The 18,537-nt window shown below is 43.4% G+C and carries 16 protein-coding genes; 5 read left to right on the top strand and 11 right to left on the bottom strand.

Annotated elements, in window-relative coordinates:
* Positions 1 to 189: 189 nt before the first annotated feature.
* From GVN16_RS20420 to GVN16_RS20395, 6 genes are all read right to left on the bottom strand, one after another.
* Positions 190 to 1,275, bottom strand: coding sequence for a Gfo/Idh/MocA family protein (locus tag GVN16_RS20420; protein WP_229244270.1), 1,086 nt, complete (start codon positions 1,273 to 1,275; stop codon positions 190 to 192).
* A 31-nt stretch (positions 1,276 to 1,306) separates the two neighbouring features.
* Positions 1,307 to 1,792, bottom strand: coding sequence for a phosphoglycerate mutase family protein (locus GVN16_RS20415; RefSeq protein ID WP_166565799.1), 486 nt, complete (start codon positions 1,790 to 1,792; stop codon positions 1,307 to 1,309).
* A gap of 58 nt (positions 1,793 to 1,850) precedes the next feature.
* On the bottom strand, positions 1,851 to 2,789 hold the full coding sequence (locus GVN16_RS20410; protein WP_409013192.1) for a hydroxypyruvate isomerase family protein: 939 nt from the start codon (positions 2,787 to 2,789) through the stop codon (positions 1,851 to 1,853).
* Positions 2,790 to 2,982: 193 nt separating this feature from the next.
* Positions 2,983 to 3,651: a YggS family pyridoxal phosphate-dependent enzyme gene (locus tag GVN16_RS20405; RefSeq protein WP_166565797.1), complete on the bottom strand. Its 669-nt coding sequence runs from the start codon at positions 3,649 to 3,651 to the stop codon at positions 2,983 to 2,985.
* A 26-nt stretch (positions 3,652 to 3,677) separates the two neighbouring features.
* Positions 3,678 to 4,946, bottom strand: coding sequence for a peptidase T (pepT, locus tag GVN16_RS20400; protein ID WP_166565796.1), 1,269 nt, complete (start codon positions 4,944 to 4,946; stop codon positions 3,678 to 3,680).
* A 7-nt stretch (positions 4,947 to 4,953) separates the two neighbouring features.
* A complete protein-coding gene (locus tag GVN16_RS20395; protein WP_166565795.1) occupies positions 4,954 to 5,421 on the bottom strand; it encodes a nucleoside triphosphate pyrophosphohydrolase family protein in 468 nt (155 codons plus the stop codon).
* A 133-nt stretch (positions 5,422 to 5,554) separates the two neighbouring features.
* Here GVN16_RS20395 and GVN16_RS20390 point away from each other — a divergent pair, with 133 nt between their 5' ends.
* From GVN16_RS20390 to GVN16_RS20380, 3 genes are all read left to right on the top strand, one after another.
* Entirely contained in the window at positions 5,555 to 6,151 is a 597-nt protein-coding gene (locus GVN16_RS20390) for a hypothetical protein (RefSeq protein ID WP_166565700.1), read from the top strand.
* Between the two features lie 278 nt (positions 6,152 to 6,429).
* Positions 6,430 to 7,437, top strand: a complete 1,008-nt coding sequence (locus GVN16_RS20385) for a tol-pal system YbgF family protein (protein ID WP_166565794.1) — start codon at positions 6,430 to 6,432, stop codon at positions 7,435 to 7,437.
* A 9-nt stretch (positions 7,438 to 7,446) separates the two neighbouring features.
* Positions 7,447 to 8,784 carry a dihydroorotase gene (locus tag GVN16_RS20380; protein ID WP_166565793.1) on the top strand — a complete coding sequence of 446 codons (1,338 nt, stop codon included), beginning with the start codon at positions 7,447 to 7,449 and terminating at the stop codon, positions 8,782 to 8,784.
* Positions 8,785 to 8,818: 34 nt separating this feature from the next.
* Here GVN16_RS20380 and GVN16_RS20375 read toward each other — a convergent pair whose 3' ends face one another.
* Together GVN16_RS20375 and GVN16_RS20370 are read right to left on the bottom strand one after the other, a co-directional pair.
* Positions 8,819 to 9,025 carry a hypothetical protein gene (locus GVN16_RS20375; RefSeq protein ID WP_310587450.1) on the bottom strand — a complete coding sequence of 69 codons (207 nt, stop codon included), beginning with the start codon at positions 9,023 to 9,025 and terminating at the stop codon, positions 8,819 to 8,821.
* A gap of 247 nt (positions 9,026 to 9,272) precedes the next feature.
* Positions 9,273 to 10,499, bottom strand: a complete 1,227-nt coding sequence (locus GVN16_RS20370; protein WP_166565792.1) for a 4-hydroxy-3-methylbut-2-enyl diphosphate reductase — start codon at positions 10,497 to 10,499, stop codon at positions 9,273 to 9,275.
* 158 nt (positions 10,500 to 10,657) lie between these two features.
* Here GVN16_RS20370 and GVN16_RS20365 point away from each other — a divergent pair, with 158 nt between their 5' ends.
* Positions 10,658 to 12,361, top strand: a complete 1,704-nt coding sequence (locus GVN16_RS20365) for a capsule assembly Wzi family protein (RefSeq protein ID WP_166565791.1) — start codon at positions 10,658 to 10,660, stop codon at positions 12,359 to 12,361.
* Positions 12,362 to 12,365: 4 nt separating this feature from the next.
* Here the strand turns inward: GVN16_RS20365 and GVN16_RS20360 are convergent, their stop codons facing one another.
* The gene (locus tag GVN16_RS20360; protein ID WP_166565790.1) at positions 12,366 to 14,921 is read right to left on the bottom strand and encodes a M48 family metallopeptidase; all 2,556 of its coding nucleotides are present in this window, start codon (positions 14,919 to 14,921) and stop codon (positions 12,366 to 12,368) included.
* 122 nt (positions 14,922 to 15,043) lie between these two features.
* Between GVN16_RS20360 and GVN16_RS20355 the strand changes: the two genes are divergently transcribed.
* Entirely contained in the window at positions 15,044 to 15,703 is a 660-nt protein-coding gene (locus tag GVN16_RS20355; protein WP_166565789.1) for a phosphatidylserine decarboxylase family protein, read from the top strand.
* 1 nt (position 15,704) lies between these two features.
* On the opposite strand, the gene GVN16_RS20350 is transcribed toward GVN16_RS20355, so the two are convergent.
* Together GVN16_RS20350 and GVN16_RS20345 are read right to left on the bottom strand one after the other, a co-directional pair.
* A complete protein-coding gene (locus tag GVN16_RS20350; protein ID WP_166565788.1) occupies positions 15,705 to 17,066 on the bottom strand; it encodes an alginate export family protein in 1,362 nt (453 codons plus the stop codon).
* Positions 17,053 to 18,516: a rubredoxin gene (locus tag GVN16_RS20345; RefSeq protein WP_166565787.1), complete on the bottom strand. Its 1,464-nt coding sequence runs from the start codon at positions 18,514 to 18,516 to the stop codon at positions 17,053 to 17,055. Before GVN16_RS20345 ends, GVN16_RS20350 begins: the two co-directional genes overlap by 14 nt.
* Positions 18,517 to 18,537 lie beyond the last annotated feature (21 nt).

The following is an 18,537-nucleotide window of genomic DNA, read 5'->3' as shown; positions in this document are numbered from 1 at the left end:
CAGCACACAGCACTCGTTATCAAAAGGCATGCACATAAAACCCTTGGTCGAAAATGTAGAAATAGTATGATCCTGTTCCTCTAAGCCGTACTCCATCACAAATATTTTAGAAAAAGAAAATGCAAATATAAGCATATTTAGACTTAATCTTAATAAGTTCTGCTATTTTTTTCTGAAATAAATTTATTCTTAGTAGCTGACTTTTACCTTTTTACCTGTGTCAGCCGCTTTTTTTATGGCTTCAATGATCTTCAGATCGGTCATTCCTTCTTCTCCGGATGCTTCTGATTTCCGGTTGTTGAGGATACAATCGGCAAAGTCGTCCATCTGGCGGGTCTGCTGGTAAGGATTGGTCTGGAAACTGATTTTCCCCTCTGACGAATTACCGGAAGCACCAGTCCCATTATAAGAAGGCTCCAGGCTGAACCATTTATATCCGGTGGTGGCATAGAGTCTGTCGATATAAGAGGTGTAAGTGGTAGTCGAGTTGGAAATGGCTCCGCCCGGAAACTCCATCTGGAACATCACCATCTCGTAAATGCCCTTGAAAACATTATGATCACGCACGAAACCCTGTGCAGTAACGGCTTCGGGAAGTTCTCCTATCGTCCTTCTGGCTCCCTGGATACAATAAACCCCGAGATCCATGATGGCCCCGCCTCCGCCAAGGGCCTTATTGAGCCGCCATACTTTCGGATCTGCCATCGAAAAACCAAGGCTGCTTTCTATCATCTTAACCCCGCCATGGATCTTTTGAGTGCCTAATCTCCTCATCTCCAGGTGATGCGGCTCAAAATACAAACGGTAACCGACAGACAGATGAACTTTAGCTTCATCACAGGCTTTTATCATAGCTTTGCATTCAGCCACATTGAGGGCCATCGGTTTTTCACAGATAACATGCTTACCGGCTCTGGCTGCCCTGATGGTATATTCAGCGTGCATTGAATTAGGCAAAACCACATAGACAATATCAATATCCGGATTGTCTTTGATCTGGTCAAAATTCTGATAGTTATAGATATTCTTTTTAGGAATGTTGTACTGAGCCGACCACTTCTCTGCCTTCTCAGGTGTCCCCGTGACAATACCCGTTAGTTTACACAGTTTTGAATCCTGCAAAGCAGGAGCCAGTTGAAATGTAGCATAACTGCCCAATCCAACCAGAGCAATGCCCAGTTTCTTATCTTCCCTTCCAAAACTTCTGGCATGCGAAGATAGCAACAACCCACCTGCGGTCATTCCTGCTTTATTGATAAAATCTCTTCTGTTCATTTGAAATGCTTTTTTTGAAATGATCTTTTTATCAGTATTTCCCAGCCTTAACAGTAGCCTTCCCCGACTTCGACCGTTTGATCACGTAAATATTGTCATATTCGCTTTCGTCGAGGTCTTTTGCGAGCACTTCTTTACCGGCCAGTCCGTTCAGCACCTGTTTGATGGTATTGCTGTGAGCTACCACCAGTGTGTTATCACGCGATGACTTAAGTTTTTCAATAAAAGGGAGCTGATCCAAAGGATTATATACCTCGATCTGAACACCCAAAACATCTGCCAAAGGCTGGGCGGTCATCTTAGTCCGCTGGGTGTTACTCGAATATATTTTCTTTATGCCTTTATCTTTCAATTGAGCTTTAAGCTTCTGAGCTCTGGCCATACCGGTCTCAGAAAGCACAGGATCTTTAGGCGGTGCAGTGGTTTTCTCTCCATGCCTCACGACATAATAACTTGTGGTACAGGAAGTTAAAAAGCCGGAAATGGCTAAGAAGAGAACAAAGAGGGTCTTTTTCATAGGTTTATTTTAAAGATAAAGCCGGAAAGTAAACTTCCCGGCTTTGATATGCGTCTGATTAAAAATTATCGCTCCACTGGTAAGCTTCAATGAGCTTTTGCTCGCCTTCTTTTCCTTTGAAGAAGTTGCCGTGCTCCATCCCCAGGATAAACTCCTGGTTGTTGGCCTTGGCTTTGTCATAAATGTGTTTGAACAGGAATTTATAGTTGACTTCGCCGGTAGTAGGTTCATTACGACCCGGATCATCTCCGATCTGGAAATAGCCGATCTCGTCCCAAACCAGGTCCATGTTCCTGGTCATCTGTCCTTCGTTACGTTGCATGTGCCACATGTCAAAGAGGATTTTACAGGCAGAGCTGTTCACGGCCTTGCATATCAGATATGACTGATCTGAGTGTCTCAGGAACAGCTCAGGTGTATCGCTCAGAGGCTCCATTACCATCGTCAGGTTATGAGGCTCAAATATATCGCTGGCACGTCTGAAAGCATCAATCACATTGGCCGTCTGGATACCTTCAGGCAATCTGCGTTCAAAAAAGCCCGGTACAATGGTCATCCATTTGGCGTTGGTTCTTTTGGCTACCTCAACGGCCTCACGGCATGTTTTCAGAAATTTCTCTTTAAATTCGGCTTTTCCGGTGGTCAATGAAATCTTCCAGTTGTCTCCACCGTCGATGACGAAAACGCCCATTTTCATACCTAATTTGGCCATGGTCTCACCCAGTTTCTTCTGAGTTTCCACAGTACGTCCCATCATACCGTTGTCTTCCAGGGCCATAAAGCCGTTATCAGCCATAAATTTCAGCTGATCGAAAAGGTCTTTCCCCGCAGAGTTCTCGAACATCCCGAAGTGCGGGGCATACAGAAGTTTATATTTATGAGGTGCGTTGCTGATCTGAGAAGTAATTCCGGACGGCCCTGCCAGCACATCTGCTGCTCCAAGGCTCGTTGCGGCTACTGTACCCACTGCTTTAGTTAAAAAATTTCTGCGATTGATCATTGTTTTACTGGTTGATAATGAAAGGTTTATAAATAAATGAATTCTTTTCCTTTAACTTCTTATATTTTTTCCCGTAAATGTACTATATTTGTATCACTATTCAACCCAGCCAAAAACAATCAACCTTAACCTTAGACTTTACACCTTCTTTTTCTAAAGGAGGTTTTTTTTATTTTCCGGGAATCCTGTTTCAGCGGCTTCCAAATATAGCACTGCCTACGCGGACCATGGTACTTCCTTCTTCAATGGCCAGCGGCCAGTCACCACTCATGCCCATTGAAATCTCATTCATGGAGAAATTGTCCGACGTTTTTCCCATGGATTTTACATCGTCAAAAATCTTTTTAAGCGACTTAAATTCCCTCCTTACCTGATACAGGTCGTCCGTAAAAGTACTCATGCCCATCAGGCCCAGAATACGGACATTTTTAAGGGATTTAAGCTGATCGGCATTTATGATTTCAAGTAATTCCTCTTCGGACATCCCTGTTTTAGTGTCTTCCTCGGCAATATGGACTTGTAGCAGACAATCTATCACCCGGTCGTTTTTGGCAGCTTGCTTATTGATTTCAACCAGCAATTTAAAGCTGTCTACCGAATGGATCATGCTCACAAAAGGAGCGATGTATTTGACTTTATTGGACTGCAGATGGCCGATCATATGCCACTCAATGTCCTTTGGCATGTTTTCAAACTTTCCGGACAACTCCTGGACATAATTCTCACCAAACCTCCTGAAACCACCTTCGTAAGCCTGCATGAGGGTTTCAACCGGCTTAAGCTTGGAAACTGCTACGAGCTTAACCCCTGCAGGCAGTTTTGCTTCAATCTCTTTTATTTTTTCGGTGATATGATTCATCGGCTTTTTTGAATTCTAAATATACATTATGTTCCCTGTTCCTCCCAGATTCCCGCCAGATTTATGATTACTTCGGTGGCTTTTTGCATATCCTGGACAGATACCCATTCCAATCTTGAATGGAAAGCATGCTCACCCGCAAAAATATTAGGGCAGGGAAGGCCCATAAAAGAAAGCCTTGAACCGTCGGTGCCTCCCCTGATGCTCTGAAGCTTGGGATCAAGTCCGGATCTTTTTATAGCTTCCAGGGCATTGTTGATGACGGCCGGATGTTGGTCCAATATCTCTTTCATGTTCCGGTATTGCTCAGTAACCCTGACCTCCGCCTTGGAATTCGGATAGCTTTCCAGGACTTTCCCCGTAATGTTTTTCAAAAGGTCTTCTTTTTCTTCCAGTCCTTTGACCGTAAAATCACGGATGATAAATTCAAGGGTGGCTTCTTCCTGGATACCTGAAAAACCTACGGGGTGGATAAATCCTTCCATGCCGGAAGTGGTTTCCGGCGACAAGCCTTCTTTCGGAAGCCCTGCCAGTATTTCCCCGGCTATTTTCAGAGCGTTCTCCAGTTTACCTTTGGCAAAGCCCGGATGAGTACTTACGCCTTTGATCACGATCTCGACACCATCTGCAGAAAATGTTTCATTCTCCATTGAGCCAAGCGTCTCTCCGTCAATGGTATAAGCATAATCAGCCCCAAGTTTTTTCAAATCTACATTAGCGGTCCCTCTTCCTATTTCTTCATCCGGTGTAAACAGAATCTTAATGTCCCCATGCTTAATTTCAGGATGCTGAACCAGGTATTCTACAGCAGACATGATCTCTGCCACACCTGCCTTATTATCAGCCCCCAGGAGCGTTTTGCCACTGGCGGTTATGATGTCGTTGCCCAGCTGGGCGGCCAGATCGGGATGTTCTGCTGATCTGAGCACCTGTGCGACATCGTCCGGTAAAACAAGGTCCCCGCCCTGATAATCGTAATGAATAATGGGTTTAACCCCGGCTCCCGGACAATCAGGTGACGTGTCGACATGTGAACAAAAACAGATTACCGGTACCTGCTTCTCAGAATTGTTTTTTAAAGTGCCGTAAACGTAGCCGTATTCGTCAAGATGAGCATCTGAAATGCCCATCTCCAGAAGCTCCTCTACCAGCATCCGGCTCAGGTCCTTTTGCTTTTCAGTGGAAGGTGAAGAGGCTGAATGCGGGTCTGACTGCGTGTCTACCTGAACATACTTCAGGAAACGCTGCACCAATGAAGGGTCCGAGTAATTCAATAAACTGATCTGATTGCTCATATTATTTTTAAGCCTCAACGATACTTTTAAGATCTGCCGGAGAATAATTCACACTTTTCAGGGTCTTGTTATCTGCGGTCCTGTATACCAGGTATTTTTCCCCGTCTTTTTTAAAATAGCATTCTGTGCCTTTTGCCAGATAGTGATTTACGGTAGCTTCGGCTTCTTCTACGGAATTGCACGCCTTACTCATGTTGGACCTCTGAACTTCGTCGAAAAGCGTTTTGAATTTCTCACCAAGTCCGAATTCAAGAACAGCACCAGACAAAACATACTGGATGTCACAGAGGGCGTCAGCTACTTCAACTATGTCATTATTCTGAATAGCTTCCTGTAATTCTTTGAGCTCTTCAGAAATGAGTTCAACCCTTAATTTACAGCGATCTTCAGAAGGAATTGAAGGGTTTTCGACTATTGGATGATGGAAAGTTTTGTGAAAATCAGCTACTTGCAACAGACAATCTAACTTTTGCATTTTATTGAATTTGGGAATTGTTAAAAAAATTTACCGTAAAATAAATATTCAGCTCTATTGGTTTGCAAAGTTGTTCATTTTTGAATAATATTGCTAAAAATCTTGAAGTCAAATAAATCTTAAACTCAAAATTATGAACAAATTAGTTAGGCTACTATCAATTTTTACTTTGTCTGCATCAATGGCATTTTATTCTTGCAAAGGAGATGTTGGTCCGGCAGGCCCTCAGGGAGCTAAAGGAGATCAGGGTACTCCGGGAACAAACGGTACCAATGGTACTAACGGTACTAACGGAAACGCCAACATTACCAGTTTCGAAAAAACTGTAGCGGTTGCTGACTGGGCTTTGGTTGATGTTCCTGGTATCGGTACTGCCTCTACAACCAAGTGGGGATCTGCTGCCCTTGCTAGTGCAACTATTCTGGGTGATAGCTATGTACAGGTTTTCATTAAAAGTGGTGTAACTAAAAAAGCACTTCCTCTTACTTACACTACTGATACTTCAGTAGAACGTGTAGATTACTCTTACAAAACCGGACAAGCTGAAATCCTTTACCGTTTCCAGCCTAATGGTGGTTCTGCAACATTTGCTCCTGCAGCAGCTATTACATTTGAAGTTATTGTAATCCAAAAAACTTTGGCTACTGCAATGCTTAAAGATGGTGTAAACCTTAAGAGCTATTCTGAAGTAGTTAATTATGCTAACAAAACTGCTAAAGTTCAGCTATAATTATTACTCAAAGATATTGAGAGGGTTGTCTTGAGAAAGACAACCCTTTTTTTTAACTTTTTCTTCACAAAATGCGTTATTCTTAAAAGAATCACTTTCATCCTGCCAACCCTTAAAATGAAACCGGGAAAGCAGAAAATAAACAAACAAGTACTGATCTCAGAATGAAGAAAACGATTATCCGGCTTTGTATCTTCCTTTGTATAAGTTTAACTGCCCAAGCACAATTTCTCAATGATCCAAAAAGTAAAGCCCTTACGGTAAAGGGACTGGATCATATGTACAACTTTGAATTTGAAGAAGCCGACGAAAGCTTCAGCCCTGTAATCGCCCAGTACAAAAACCACCCTGTCAGCCATCTGATCAACGCCCTGAGGATTCAGTGGGAAAACCTTCCGATTGAAGAAAATCCCGCAGCCTTAAAAAGGTACATCAGCGAACTGAATAAATGCATAGACCTTTCAGAAGCCCTCTATAAAAAACCGGCCACCAAAGTGGAAGCCACTTTCTTTCTACTGGCCTCCCACGGCTTCATTGCCCTGATTTACAATTATCAGAAAGAATATATGAAAGCGGCAGGTGAGGCCAAAAGTGCCCACTCTTACTTCAAAGAAGGCATTAAGTACAAGAATTCCAACCCGGAGTTCCTGTTTGCCTCAGGTTTGTATAATTATTACCGGGAGCAATATCCTGAAACCCATCCGATCGTAAAACCGATCGTGATATTCTTTGAGGGCGGCAATAAAAAACTGGGACTCAACGAACTTGAACTGGCCGTAAGAAATTCAATTTTTTCAAGGATCGAGTCAGCCACTTATCTGACGACCATCAACATTAAATATGAATCCAACTTCAGAAAAGCCATGTCTACAGCAGCCTGGCTTCACAACAAGTACCCCAACAATGTCATTTTTACGATGAAGTATACAGAATGCCTCCTGCTGAACGAGAATTATGATGAAGCAGAAAAGTTAAAAGCCGCTCTAAAAAATCGCAGGGAAAGGACTTATCAGATTGCGAACTATGTATTTGAAGGCATTATCAATGAAAAAAAGGATAACGATCTTAAATCAGCCCTGGCTAACTACAGCAGGGCAGTCCAGTTAAAACCCGACGGCAGGTACACAGAAGAATACATCGGTATGGCATATCTCGGAATGGGCCGTATATTTGCAAAACAAAAAGAGACCGCCAAAGCAAAAGCCTATTTCAAAAAGACGATTGAGATCGCCAACAATGAATGGGTGGTTAAAGAAGCTAAAAGCGGCCTGAGCAATTTAAAATAAAACCGTAACATGAGTACCTGCTTAATCGTCAATGCCAAGATCATCAATGAAGGTGAAATAAGTGAACAGGATATTTTGATCAAAAATGGCCTGATTGAAAAAATAGGAAAGAATTTATCGTCTGATAATGTTGAGAAAGTCATTGACCTTCAGGGAAAATACCTGATGCCGGGGGTGATCGACGACCAGGTCCACTTCAGAGAACCCGGTCTGACGCACAAAGCCAATATCGAGACAGAATCAAAAGCAGCGGTGGCCGGCGGGGTAACCACCTTTATGGAAATGCCCAACACTGTTCCCAATGCCCTGACAAAAGAGCTTCTTGAAGACAAATACAGGATCGCCTCTGAAAACTCGTGGGCCAACTACTCGTTTTTTATGGGGGCCTCCAATGACAACTACGATGAGGCCATGCGTACGGACATCAAAAATGTCTGCGGCTTAAAAATATTCATGGGCAGCTCAACCGGCAATATGCTGGTAGACGACCAGAGTGTGCTGGAGAAAATATTCTCAAATTTCACCTCGCTCATTGCCACGCATTGTGAAGACGAGGCCACCGTAAAAGCCAATCTTGAATACTATAAAGAAAAGTATGCGGGTTCAGAACTGCCGTATGACATCCATTGTATGATACGGAATGAAGAGGCTTGTTACAAGTCTTCCGAGATGGCTACCAACCTGGCAAAAAAGCATGGCACCCGGCTGCATATACTGCACTTGTCGACCTCCCAGGAATTGGATCTTTTTGATAATACGATTCCTTTGAAAGACAAGAAAATTACGTCTGAATTGTGTGTTCATCATTTGTTTTTTGATGCTGAAGACTACAAAATACTGGGCAATGATATCAAATGTAACCCTGCCATCAAACACGGACACAGGGAGAACCTTCTGAAAGCCCTGCTGGATGACCGCCTGGATATCATCGCCACAGACCACGCCCCCCACACCCGGGAAGAAAAAGATAAGGATTACTGGAACGCTCCTTCAGGCTTACCGCTGGTGCAACACAGCCTGGTCACGATGCTGGAGTTTTACCAAAAGGGATTGATCAGCCTGGAGAAAATCGTGGAGAAAATGGCCCACGCCCCGGCAGTGTGTTTCGAGATCGAGAAAAGAGGGTTCATCAGAGAAGGTTACTGGGCTGATTTCGCTGTTTTTGACATAAACAGACCTTTTACCGTCAATAAAGACAACATTTACTACAAATGCGGCTGGTCTCCATTTCAAGGCCATGTATTTCCGGCCACTGTGACCCATACCTTTGTGTCAGGAAACCTGGTCTATGAAAACGGGAAATTTAATGAAAAGGGGAAAGGAAAAAGACTTGTATTTGAGAGATAAAAAAAGCCCTTCGATAAACGAAGGGCTTTTTTATTTATGCTAAACCTAAATGTGATTTTCTAAAAATCTTATTGAGAATGTTCTGGTACATGTTTCCGAATCTATCATAACACCAATTTTGTAGCTCTTTCACATCATCAGGAATCAGCTCTTTGATTCCCTTCATTAATTCTTTTTCAAACAACTTTTTATCGAAACTCACCTTCTCCAAGATCATTTTAACATATTCAAGCATAGTCATGGTTCTTAATGTTTAAATTATAAAATCGGGTAAAAAGAGAATATCCAAAAGAATGTAAATATAACAAGAAAAAATTGAATTTCAACTTGTTCTGAAAATATTTTAAATCTTAAGGTTGACCAGTTAAAATTCCCCGGAAAAAATTCGCAACAGACCATTTAAGGGCCCTTTCAGGCTGTTACAAAATACCCCGGAAAATCAAAAAACGATAACAAGGCCTCTCCTTCTAAACCCACTGCCGAATGGATCAGCCTATCTCTCTAAGAACGTCCTCAAGCGGGCGGGTATTATCATTCACCGAAATTAATTTTAACAAAACAGATTCGACTATGGAGTCTGGGCAAGAAGCTCCGCACGTAAGAATAATTTTGATTTTGTCTTTTTCAGGAATAAAATTTTCCGTTACTTTTTCGGCATGTGTATGAAGATCATAATGCCTGATGAGGTCTCCTGACAATATCTTGTCCTGCGACTGAATGAAGTAGGTAGGTATCTTTTCTTCAAGCAATTCTACCAGGTGTGAGGTGTTTGAGCTGTTGTATCCACCTACTACCACCGCAAGGTCTGCCTGCTCTTTGAGAAGGGCGTAGGTAGCTTCCTGGTTATCGTTTGTGGCATAGCAGAGGGTGTCGCGGGTATTGGCAAAATAACCTTCTGTCTCTTCCGGCTTCAGGTTCCTGTGGTCCACAATGGTCTGTTTCAGAAAATCTGCGATACCCTGCGTTTCCTGGGCCAGCATGGTAGTCTGGTTTACCACACCGATTCTGACCAGGTCTTTTTCCGGATCAAAACCAACGGAATACTGTCCTTCAAAATCTTTATAAAATTGCTCTTTAGTCCTTTTTGAAGTAATATATTCGGCCAGGAGCTCTGCTTGCTTATGATCTCTGACCACCACCGTCGGAGACTTCTCCTTACTGTGGGAAAACGTCGCCCGGGTTTCTTCATGATTGGGTTTTCCGTGTACAACGATAGAATAACCCCTATCCCCGATCTGCCCGGCACGGTTCCATACTTTCTCAACAAACGGGCAGGTGGTATCAAATTTATAAGGATCTATATTTCTTTTTTCCAGTTCCTGCTGAAGTTCCAGGGTGGTTCCGAAAGCCGGAACAATGACGGCATCATCAGGATTCAGTTCGTCAAAATCTATCAGCTGATTACCACTCGTATCCATCAGGAACTTAACTCCCCTCGAGAGCAGATCCTGGTTCACATCAGGGTTATGGATCATCTCGCTGAGTAAAAATACCCTTTTACCTTCATTTTCATTAATGGTTTTATAGGCTATCTCAACGGCATTCTCAACACCATAACAAAACCCGAAGTGCCTGGCTATCAATATCTCCACCGACCCGAAATCAAGCACGGTAGGACTGAAGTCTTTCTTGAGTTTATCATTCTTCCTCCTTACTTCCTTGATTTTTCCGATGATATTACTTTTGTATATTTCCGGTATTTCGAACGACTTCATTATGATCGGTAATTTGAGGATGATTTTTATCTTTCACCGTATTTAACATTCCGGTGTGATACTTTGTTGCAAATTTAAGGATAAGCATACTATTTTTATGAGTAATATCAAAAATATCCTTAATTTCGCAATTCTGAAACTACCTGAGTCAAATTTTAATGAGAAAAATACAAGGAATTAAAGTCATACTTTATATTGGCCTGTTTGTCAGTTTTACCGCTCAAGGTCAAAGTGTTTTGGCTCCGTTAAATCAGGACTACTATCATAAAGTTGAACGGCTTGAAATCAAATCCGGGAGATTATCCAACCAGGTTCATTCCAACATCAGGCCATTTGAAAGATCCGCCATTATTGATATGGTGGCTCAGTTTGACTCTTCAAAAAACCAGAAAATCTCAAAAGTCGACCAGTGGAACATCCAGTACCTGAAAAATGACAACTGGGAATACCTGGCTGACGGCACCGTGCCTTCTGTTTCTTACAAAAAACCGATCCTGAAATATATCTACAGAAAAAAAGCTGATTTTTTAAGTGCCCATACCAGGGATTATGACATACACGTTTCTCCTATCCTGAATCTTGGCGGCGGAACAGACATGGTCAGCGGAGCCAACAGTGAGAGCCAGTTCATCAATACCAGAGGAGTTGAAATCAGGGGAAGTTTGAATAATAAACTGGGTTTCTACACCATGTTTACGGAGAACCAGGCTACCACACCTGATTATATCAGAACATATGCCAGGGGGCAGCGTGGGTTTCCTTATCTGGGCTTTACCAAAGTAGTTGGCGATGACTCTCTGACGATGAAAACCGACTACATTATGGCTATGGGTTATATTGTTTTCAGACCCATCAAAAACCTCAGCCTGCAGTTCGGACACGATAAGACTTTTATCGGTTCAGGGATCAGGTCCATGATCATCAGTGATTTCAGTGCCCCGTATCTTAATCTGAAGGCCAATGCCAAGATAGGCCGCATGCAATACCTCTTTATGGTGGCCCAGATGAACGATCTGCAGGTCGAAAGGCCGGCAACCAGTAAAGTGACGGTTCCGCCGAAATTCATGGCCTTTCACCATCTTAATTTCAATATCACAAAGAACTTCAACCTGGGATTATTTGAAAACGTGTTTTTCGGCCCCCGGGAATCAGGTTTTGACATGAATTACCTCAATCCGATTATTTTCTATCGTTTTGTTGAAGGCTTCCTCGGTAGTTCGGATAATGCCCTGGTGGGGGTTGATATGAAATTAAATTTCTTCAAAACGGCTTCACTTTACGGTCAGTTCGTACTGGATGAATTTAACCTGACAGAAAACAAAAAGAAAGGCTGGTGGGCTAAAAAATATGCTGCTCAGCTGGGCTTAAGATATATTGATGTTTTAACCGTCAAAAACCTTGACCTGCAGATAGAAGGCAACCTGGCGAGGCCTTATACTTATTCTCACCTGGCTACGGTCAGTAATGCCATCAACTATAATGTGCCGGTGGCCCATCCTTTAGGATCCAATTTTGCGGAATTCATTTCGATACTGAGATACCAGCCATTTGGCAAACTTAACCTGAGGGTCACTTACATGAATGCCGTAAAAGGCATGGACGGAGCCGATGGCTTCAACTGGGGTGGTGACATTAAGAAAGTAAACGGCGAAAACAGGCCGAAGGATTATGACAACTTTATCGGTCAGGGCTACAGAAACAATATCCGGCTCCTGGATTTTAACGCGTCATTTATGTTGGTTCACAACCTTTTTATTGATGCCTCTTATATGAACAGAACCTCCACTCTGAGCAAAGGATCGGAAAGTCTTTTCAAAGCCGCCATCAGGTGGAATATCGCGGATAATTATCAGCTTTTCTGATGGTTTAAAAACCAGCGGATGATCTTTCCTTTTCTGCTTTCCGGAACTGATAAAGTGTGTTAAACTGATCAAATTCAGACTTCGGAAGAAGTGTTTTCAGCTTATCCAGCCCATTCTGAGCGTATTCCGTCAGGCTCATATCCATTGCTTTATTGGTGTACAGTTGCCATAGCAAAGCCGAATTCGGATTAAGCTCTGTGGCGTAAAACAGCATGTTATATGCCTTGTTATCTTCTTTTGCTTTTCCGAGAAAAGCAGCGACCTTATCCAGCAGATAAGGGTTTAAAGGGGCTTTATTGACCAGTTCATCTACATTTTTCAACGTAATTCCCTTCTCTGTAATGGCCCCGGCCTGTAATTCAAGACGGCCATCAAGATTGCCTTTGTAATTCTGGCTTGTCAGCAAGGCAACGGAGCTGCTGTCGCCCGCAGCACCCAGCTGGTAGACGGCCTGGTCATAAACCCCTTCTTTCAAAAACCACAGACCCAGGTTCTGATGATAAACCGCCTGGTTTTTCCGGGCCTGAGAAGCGAGGATACTGAGTTGCTTCAAGCCATTCATTTTGTTTTGATGGAAATAATTCTGACTGGCCCTGATAAAAGCCAGGTCTTCCTGAAAATCCCCGTTGCCTTCCTTCTGCTGCAACTTCAGAAACAGGTCGGCATCTCCTTTGGGTGTTGTCAGGATATTCGTTCCGGAATTATAAGCAAAAGCAAAACGGCTCACATCCAGCAAAGAATCCTTGCTTAAAGTCAGCAGTTCCGATTCGCCTGCTTTACCCAGTATTTTACTGATGGCCGCCCTGTTGGCTTTGTTCGAATAATAGTCCTGGGCAGGTATCCGGCTGCTCATTTCTTCCAGCTTTTCTTTTTTTCCGTTTTCAATCCAGAATGCCAGGAAATTAGCGTTCTCCACTTCACAATTCTTACAGTTTTTCTGAGCCAGGTCAAGGTAGTGCAATACGCTGTCTGTCAGCTGGGATTTCCCCTGAAAATAGGCCATATTGGTCAGCAAGCGGCTGTCTTCCGGAAATTTCGCCACCGCTTTCTGCGTGGTGAAATAAGCATCAAAGAACAAGTTTTCATTCTCAAGACTGCGGCTCAGTCCTGCATAGGCAAAAGGACTCGGATGTTTTTCGAGGGCCTGTTTAAAAAAGAACCCGGCATTGATCTTATCATCCTGGCTCAGGGCTATAGACGCCAATGTAAAATTGGCTTTGTGATTCAGCAGTTCGTAATGGGTAGACTGCTTGTAAAATGTCTCAGCTCCAGATAAATCCCCCTCCGCGAGGTAATAATCACCAATGGCATTGTTATAACCTGCCATGGTCTGGTAATAAGTATAGAAATTTTTAAAAGACAAAAACATAACAACAAGAAACAAAGCCCCCACCCTGGCCAGTAACAGGCGGCTGAAAGGTGGCCTGTAGAGGACTTTGTGAACATCCAGACCCTGTTTAAACAGCTGGATAAAGTTAATGAGCACGTGCACAAAGAAAGCCAGTCCGGCGGCCAGCTGGCAGATAGCGATGTAGTCTTCCAGCACTTCCTGCAGTGAATCATTGGCTGTCGCGTATATAAAACAGATCGTGGCGGTGGTAATGATCGCCATACCCGTATAAATCCATACTCCTGAGGCAGAAAAACTGAACACAGACTTCTGCTCGAGGAACTTGCGGATGCCCCAAAGACCAAGAACTGCTGAAATGATATAAATAGCCAGGGGATTCAATATCAGGAAACTGGTATCTATGCTCTTCGAGTTTTCAAGGTATATCAAAACGGCATTTAAAAGAAAAATAACAGAGATCAGCAGGTATTGCCCGAGCGAACTGTTTCCTTTCCTGGCGGTTTGTGACACCATCCAGATCAACCCTGCGAGTATTTCATGAGAAATAAGAAAAATGAAAACCGCTGAAATGACCAGGAAACTGATCAGACCGTAAGAAGCTGCGGAAAGCACGGGCTGGTTGATCTGGTTAAAATACATGAAAGCCAGGAACAAAAGTCCGAACAGCCCGGAAAACAAACCGGCGGCCCTGAGTGTGTCCATGTCAGGTGCCCAGGAATTAAGGACATAAAATAATCCGGCGACCAGGACAAACGCAATCAGAAAAGCCGTCTGGTTGGTTTGTCCGAAAGCATTTTCCAATCTGAAAGTCATTAAAACCGCTCCTGTAAGAATGATAAACAACAGGAACCACATGCCTTTCAGCCTGAAAGCCCCTGTGAGAATAAAAGCCAGTCCGGTGAGTCCTCCTCCCAAAAGCATCTGGAACGCCAGGTGATTGACCCGGATCTGCCCGGGCAGATAACGCTCCTTGATATAATAAACCGGCGAAGAGGCAGAAAAACCAAAAGTACCGTCGTTAAACACCGCAGTGCTGATGATCTTCTGATGCAGCTCACTCACCACATCCCACTGAATTACATTTTCAAGACCGGTATACCAGGCTATTGCCGAAAACACCATCAAAAAAACAACTATAAAACAGGCTAACCCCAGAAGGATTTTATGCCTCAGCGGCCATTCTCCGCAAAAAACCAAACTATTATTCATATTCATAGAACTTCCAATCTTCGCTCCAAATTTGACCAGGTACCAAAATAAATTTAAAACATCCTGAATCACCTAGGCATTGTTTAGTATATTTGCCTGTGTAATTTACTCTGAAAACTCAAATGACAATACATAAAGAAGGAACAGGAACCTTAATCATCAGCACCGTCGGACTACTGGCCATTAACTTTTTAATCAGATACCTTTTCCCTGAGAACGAACTGATTCATAACCTGCTGATCGCCGTAAGTGTTGTCCTATTCCTGATTGTCCTTCAATTTTTTCGCAAACCTACGAGAAAAACCCCAATAAATCCCAAACACATTATTGCTCCTGCAGACGGCAAGGTCGTAGTGATCGAAGAAGTCATTGAAACTGAATATTTTAAAGGCCCCAGAAGACAGATTTCGATCTTCATGTCGCCCATCAATGTACACATTAATTTTAATCCCCTGTCAGGCATTGTTTCTTATTTTAAATACCATCCCGGCAAATACCTGGTAGCCTGGCATCCGAAGTCCAGCACTGAAAACGAGCGTACAACCATCGTCGTAAAACATGAGAACGGCACAGAGGTGCTTTTCAGACAAATCGCCGGGGCCCTGGCCAGAAGACTTTGCTGGTATGTAAAAGAAAATCTCCCCGTAACACAGGGAGAAGAGTTTGGTTTTATCAAATTCGGTTCAAGAATAGACATTTTCCTGCCCCTGGATGCTAAAATTCTCGTTAATCTTGAAGACCGCCCTGTGGGAGGTGAAACGGTTATCGCAGAACTGGCCTAATTCATTTGGCCATAAAATCCGGTTTAATATTGAGGGTCAGATATCCCCAGGTCGCTACTTTCTGAGCGTTGGCTATGTTTTTAACCGACGGCGAAGAAAGCGTTTCTGAAGTATTGAAGACTGAATATCCTGCTTCAAAACTGATAATTTTCGTCAAAGTATAGCTGGCCACCAGGTCATACTCCTGCCCGAAGTTTTTGCTCAGAGGAGTAGTTGATTCCGCCATAAAAACGGGTGTAGTGGCGTTAAACTGGTGGATATCAAAGTTAATCAGCCATTTATCTGCAGGCTTGTAAACCGACTTGAAATAGAAGTCAGATAATCCTGTTTGTCCGAATCCTTTGGCCACATAAAAGTAATCCATGTTTCCCCAGAATTTGTGAGGCGTGCCGTAAAGCGGATCGAATTTGTGATCTGTCGTTATGGCTCCCTGCGTTTTATTGCCTGAGGTATAGTCATATCCAAGACCTAGCGAAAGCTTTTTCCCTGCTTTGTAGTTACCCTGAGCCGTATAAAAATACGCATTCAGATTTTGTCCCGACTTATTTTTACCATTCTGAAGATAGCCGCTCAGGGTAAAATTAATCTTGCCCGAAGTTCCGGTCAGATAAAGCCCGGTGGTAATCCGGCTGTTAACTCCCGTCACGTTCGTCACCACCCCGTTCTGATCTTTCGTAGTTTTATTAAAGTCATCTTTAAAACTCAGGAATGACGCATAGCCGAACGACAGTTTTTTCTTCACATACACAAACTGCATCGACTTGTACATCAGCCCTATCCCGTTGGTTCCGGGTGTATTTCCTCCGGTGGGAACGCCGTTATAAACCGTTGAAGTCTCAGATTCTCCATTCTGATTAAAAGCAGCCCCGGCATGAACCGTCCATGCTTTCCCGGCATATTTAAGCAATGCGGCGTCATGGCGACGTGCCTGCTGCAGCCAGTCAAGGTTGCCGAGGAACCGCACATCGTCGTAGACCAGTTCCTGGCGGCCGATTTTCAGACTCAGTTCCGTTCCTTTCCTGGTCTGTGCCGTATCCAGTAAACTGATTTCAGCCCAGGCCTCATGCAGCATCAGACCATTTTTGGTTTCGTTGGAATTCCTGTTGACCGTTGACTGGTCCTGTCCCCAGACCCTGACGTCCTGCAGGCTGCTGTACAACTTAAAGCGGTATCCTGCGTATCCGAAATTGAGGCGGGTTCTCTGAGAAGTAAATATGCCCGGTTTGGCACTTTCTGCCACCGGAGAACCCCATCCGTTGCGGTATTCTGTTCGTGTACGAAGCTGGCCCGTCAGGCTGAACTGTGCCCATCCTTTCATAACAGACAAGGCCATGATCAATAGAATGATGTTAAATTTTCTCATAATGCGTCAGGTTTTTTATTGGCTTAAATTTTTCTTTGGTCGTTTCGCAAACAGGGCAGCAGTAATCCGCCGGTAATTTTTTAAAAGGTACACCCGCCGGAATGTCATTCAGTTCGTCCCCAAAAGCAGAGTCGTAAATGGTATAACAGGTCGGGCATTGGTGTACCTTTTCGATAACATGCTCGGGTTTCTCTTTTAAAGTGGGTTTCAGGTTAGCTTTTTTGATATTGTTCTCAGCTACAGCGTGGTTATATTTCAGCACCATTCTCCTGACCTGTTCTTCCAGGTTGATGCTTAACACGCCTGTGGCAAAATATTTTTTGGTGCGTCCGTTAGGGTCAAAATCTTCGGTAAACGAGAGGTCATAAACCGGGATCAGCGGAATAAGCCCAAACAACTTCAGACTGCGTTTTTGCACCATTATCGAGGCAAAAACTTCTGTTCTCGGCATAATTTTTACGCCAAAGCACAGTCCGAAAGTCCGGAGGTCATTCTGGTTAAAATAATTGACGATCCGGTTTTTTAGAGACAATCCCTCTTCCGAATCATCTTCCACCTGCCAGTTGAGTTCGTTGGCCGCGTGGCGGACATTGATGTCGTATTTGGCCAGTACCGCACTCCATTTTGAGCGGTCATTTTCTTCAATGTTTTTGATAATGAGCGACTTCCATGGCGTCAGGCAAATTTCACCGACACGGGTATTGAGACACAATTCACAGACTTCAAGCAGAAAATCGACGGCATAGCTTTCATTGCGGCGGTAAATCCCCAGCCATGTTTTCTTTCCGTAGCGGTTAAATCCTTCATAATAAGGCAATGAAAAATGAGGCAGCCTGAGGCCTTCCTCCACATCGTTGGAAATAGAAACATCCAGATGTGAAAAAATCTGACTGAAATCCTGATTTTCTTCTTCATAACTTCCGATGTTCTCTTCAATCTGCTGACAAACCCTGGCGACCTCATGGGTGTATATCAGCTTATCATAATCCAGCACGGTATTGGACTTGGGTTTACGAACAGCCAGGTGCCAGAAATTCGGGATCCTGGAAGCAATGAAATTGATATGTCCTGAAAAGAAAGGACTGAAACTCTGTTCATTATCAGAGATATTGATCTTAAGCTTCGGCTCATAATCAAACTGGTCGAAAATGTCCTTATAAATACCTTCAGAAAGCCAGTTCCCTTTCTGAAAAACCTCCTCCGCCACATAAGAACTTACGAGGTTCGGATAAAAATTACTGTCGATCTGGTAAGCAACATAATGCTTTTTGAATCTTTTCTCGATCCCGGAGAGCAGGGCGTAAGGCAGGTGAATAAACAGCTGCTGCCTTAAGCCGAATTTGATATGCCTGACATGAAATCCTTTGACGATCTCAAGAATCTGCTGCAATTCGCCCGGAGAAATGATGCCTCCTTTGAAATTGACACGGAGTGTACAAAAATCATTCATGATTACTAAAATTTAAATGAA

The sequence above is a fragment of the Emticicia sp. CRIBPO genome (assembly GCF_009905725.1).
Taxonomy (GTDB): domain Bacteria; phylum Bacteroidota; class Bacteroidia; order Cytophagales; family Spirosomataceae; genus Leadbetterella.
The sequence above is the reverse complement of the archived record's forward strand: the minus strand, read 5'-3'. Positions and strand labels throughout refer to the sequence as shown.

Excerpts from the sequence above, each read along its gene's own strand:
- GVN16_RS20420 (WP_229244270.1), bottom strand. The coding sequence starts at position 1,275 with ATGAACAGAAGAGATTTTATCAATAAAGCAGGAATGACCGCAGGTGGG.
- GVN16_RS20415 (WP_166565799.1), bottom strand. The coding sequence starts at position 1,792 with ATGAAAAAGACCCTCTTTGTTCTCTTCTTAGCCATTTCCGGCTTTTTA.
- GVN16_RS20405 (WP_166565797.1), bottom strand. The coding sequence starts at position 3,651 with ATGAATCATATCACCGAAAAAATAAAAGAGATTGAAGCAAAACTGCCT.
- pepT (WP_166565796.1), bottom strand. The coding sequence starts at position 4,946 with ATGAGCAATCAGATCAGTTTATTGAATTACTCGGACCCTTCATTGGTG.
- GVN16_RS20395 (WP_166565795.1), bottom strand. The coding sequence starts at position 5,421 with ATGCAAAAGTTAGATTGTCTGTTGCAAGTAGCTGATTTTCACAAAACT.
- GVN16_RS20390 (WP_166565700.1), top strand. The coding sequence starts at position 5,555 with ATGAACAAATTAGTTAGGCTACTATCAATTTTTACTTTGTCTGCATCA.
- GVN16_RS20385 (WP_166565794.1), top strand. The coding sequence starts at position 6,430 with ATGTACAACTTTGAATTTGAAGAAGCCGACGAAAGCTTCAGCCCTGTA.
- GVN16_RS20380 (WP_166565793.1), top strand. The coding sequence starts at position 7,447 with ATGAGTACCTGCTTAATCGTCAATGCCAAGATCATCAATGAAGGTGAA.
- GVN16_RS20375 (WP_310587450.1), bottom strand. The coding sequence starts at position 9,025 with ATGACTATGCTTGAATATGTTAAAATGATCTTGGAGAAGGTGAGTTTC.
- GVN16_RS20370 (WP_166565792.1), bottom strand. The coding sequence starts at position 10,499 with ATGAAGTCGTTCGAAATACCGGAAATATACAAAAGTAATATCATCGGA.
- GVN16_RS20365 (WP_166565791.1), top strand. The coding sequence starts at position 10,658 with ATGAGAAAAATACAAGGAATTAAAGTCATACTTTATATTGGCCTGTTT.
- GVN16_RS20360 (WP_166565790.1), bottom strand. The coding sequence starts at position 14,921 with ATGAATAATAGTTTGGTTTTTTGCGGAGAATGGCCGCTGAGGCATAAA.
- GVN16_RS20355 (WP_166565789.1), top strand. The coding sequence starts at position 15,044 with ATGACAATACATAAAGAAGGAACAGGAACCTTAATCATCAGCACCGTC.
- GVN16_RS20350 (WP_166565788.1), bottom strand. The coding sequence starts at position 17,066 with ATGAGAAAATTTAACATCATTCTATTGATCATGGCCTTGTCTGTTATG.
- GVN16_RS20345 (WP_166565787.1), bottom strand. The coding sequence starts at position 18,516 with ATGAATGATTTTTGTACACTCCGTGTCAATTTCAAAGGAGGCATCATT.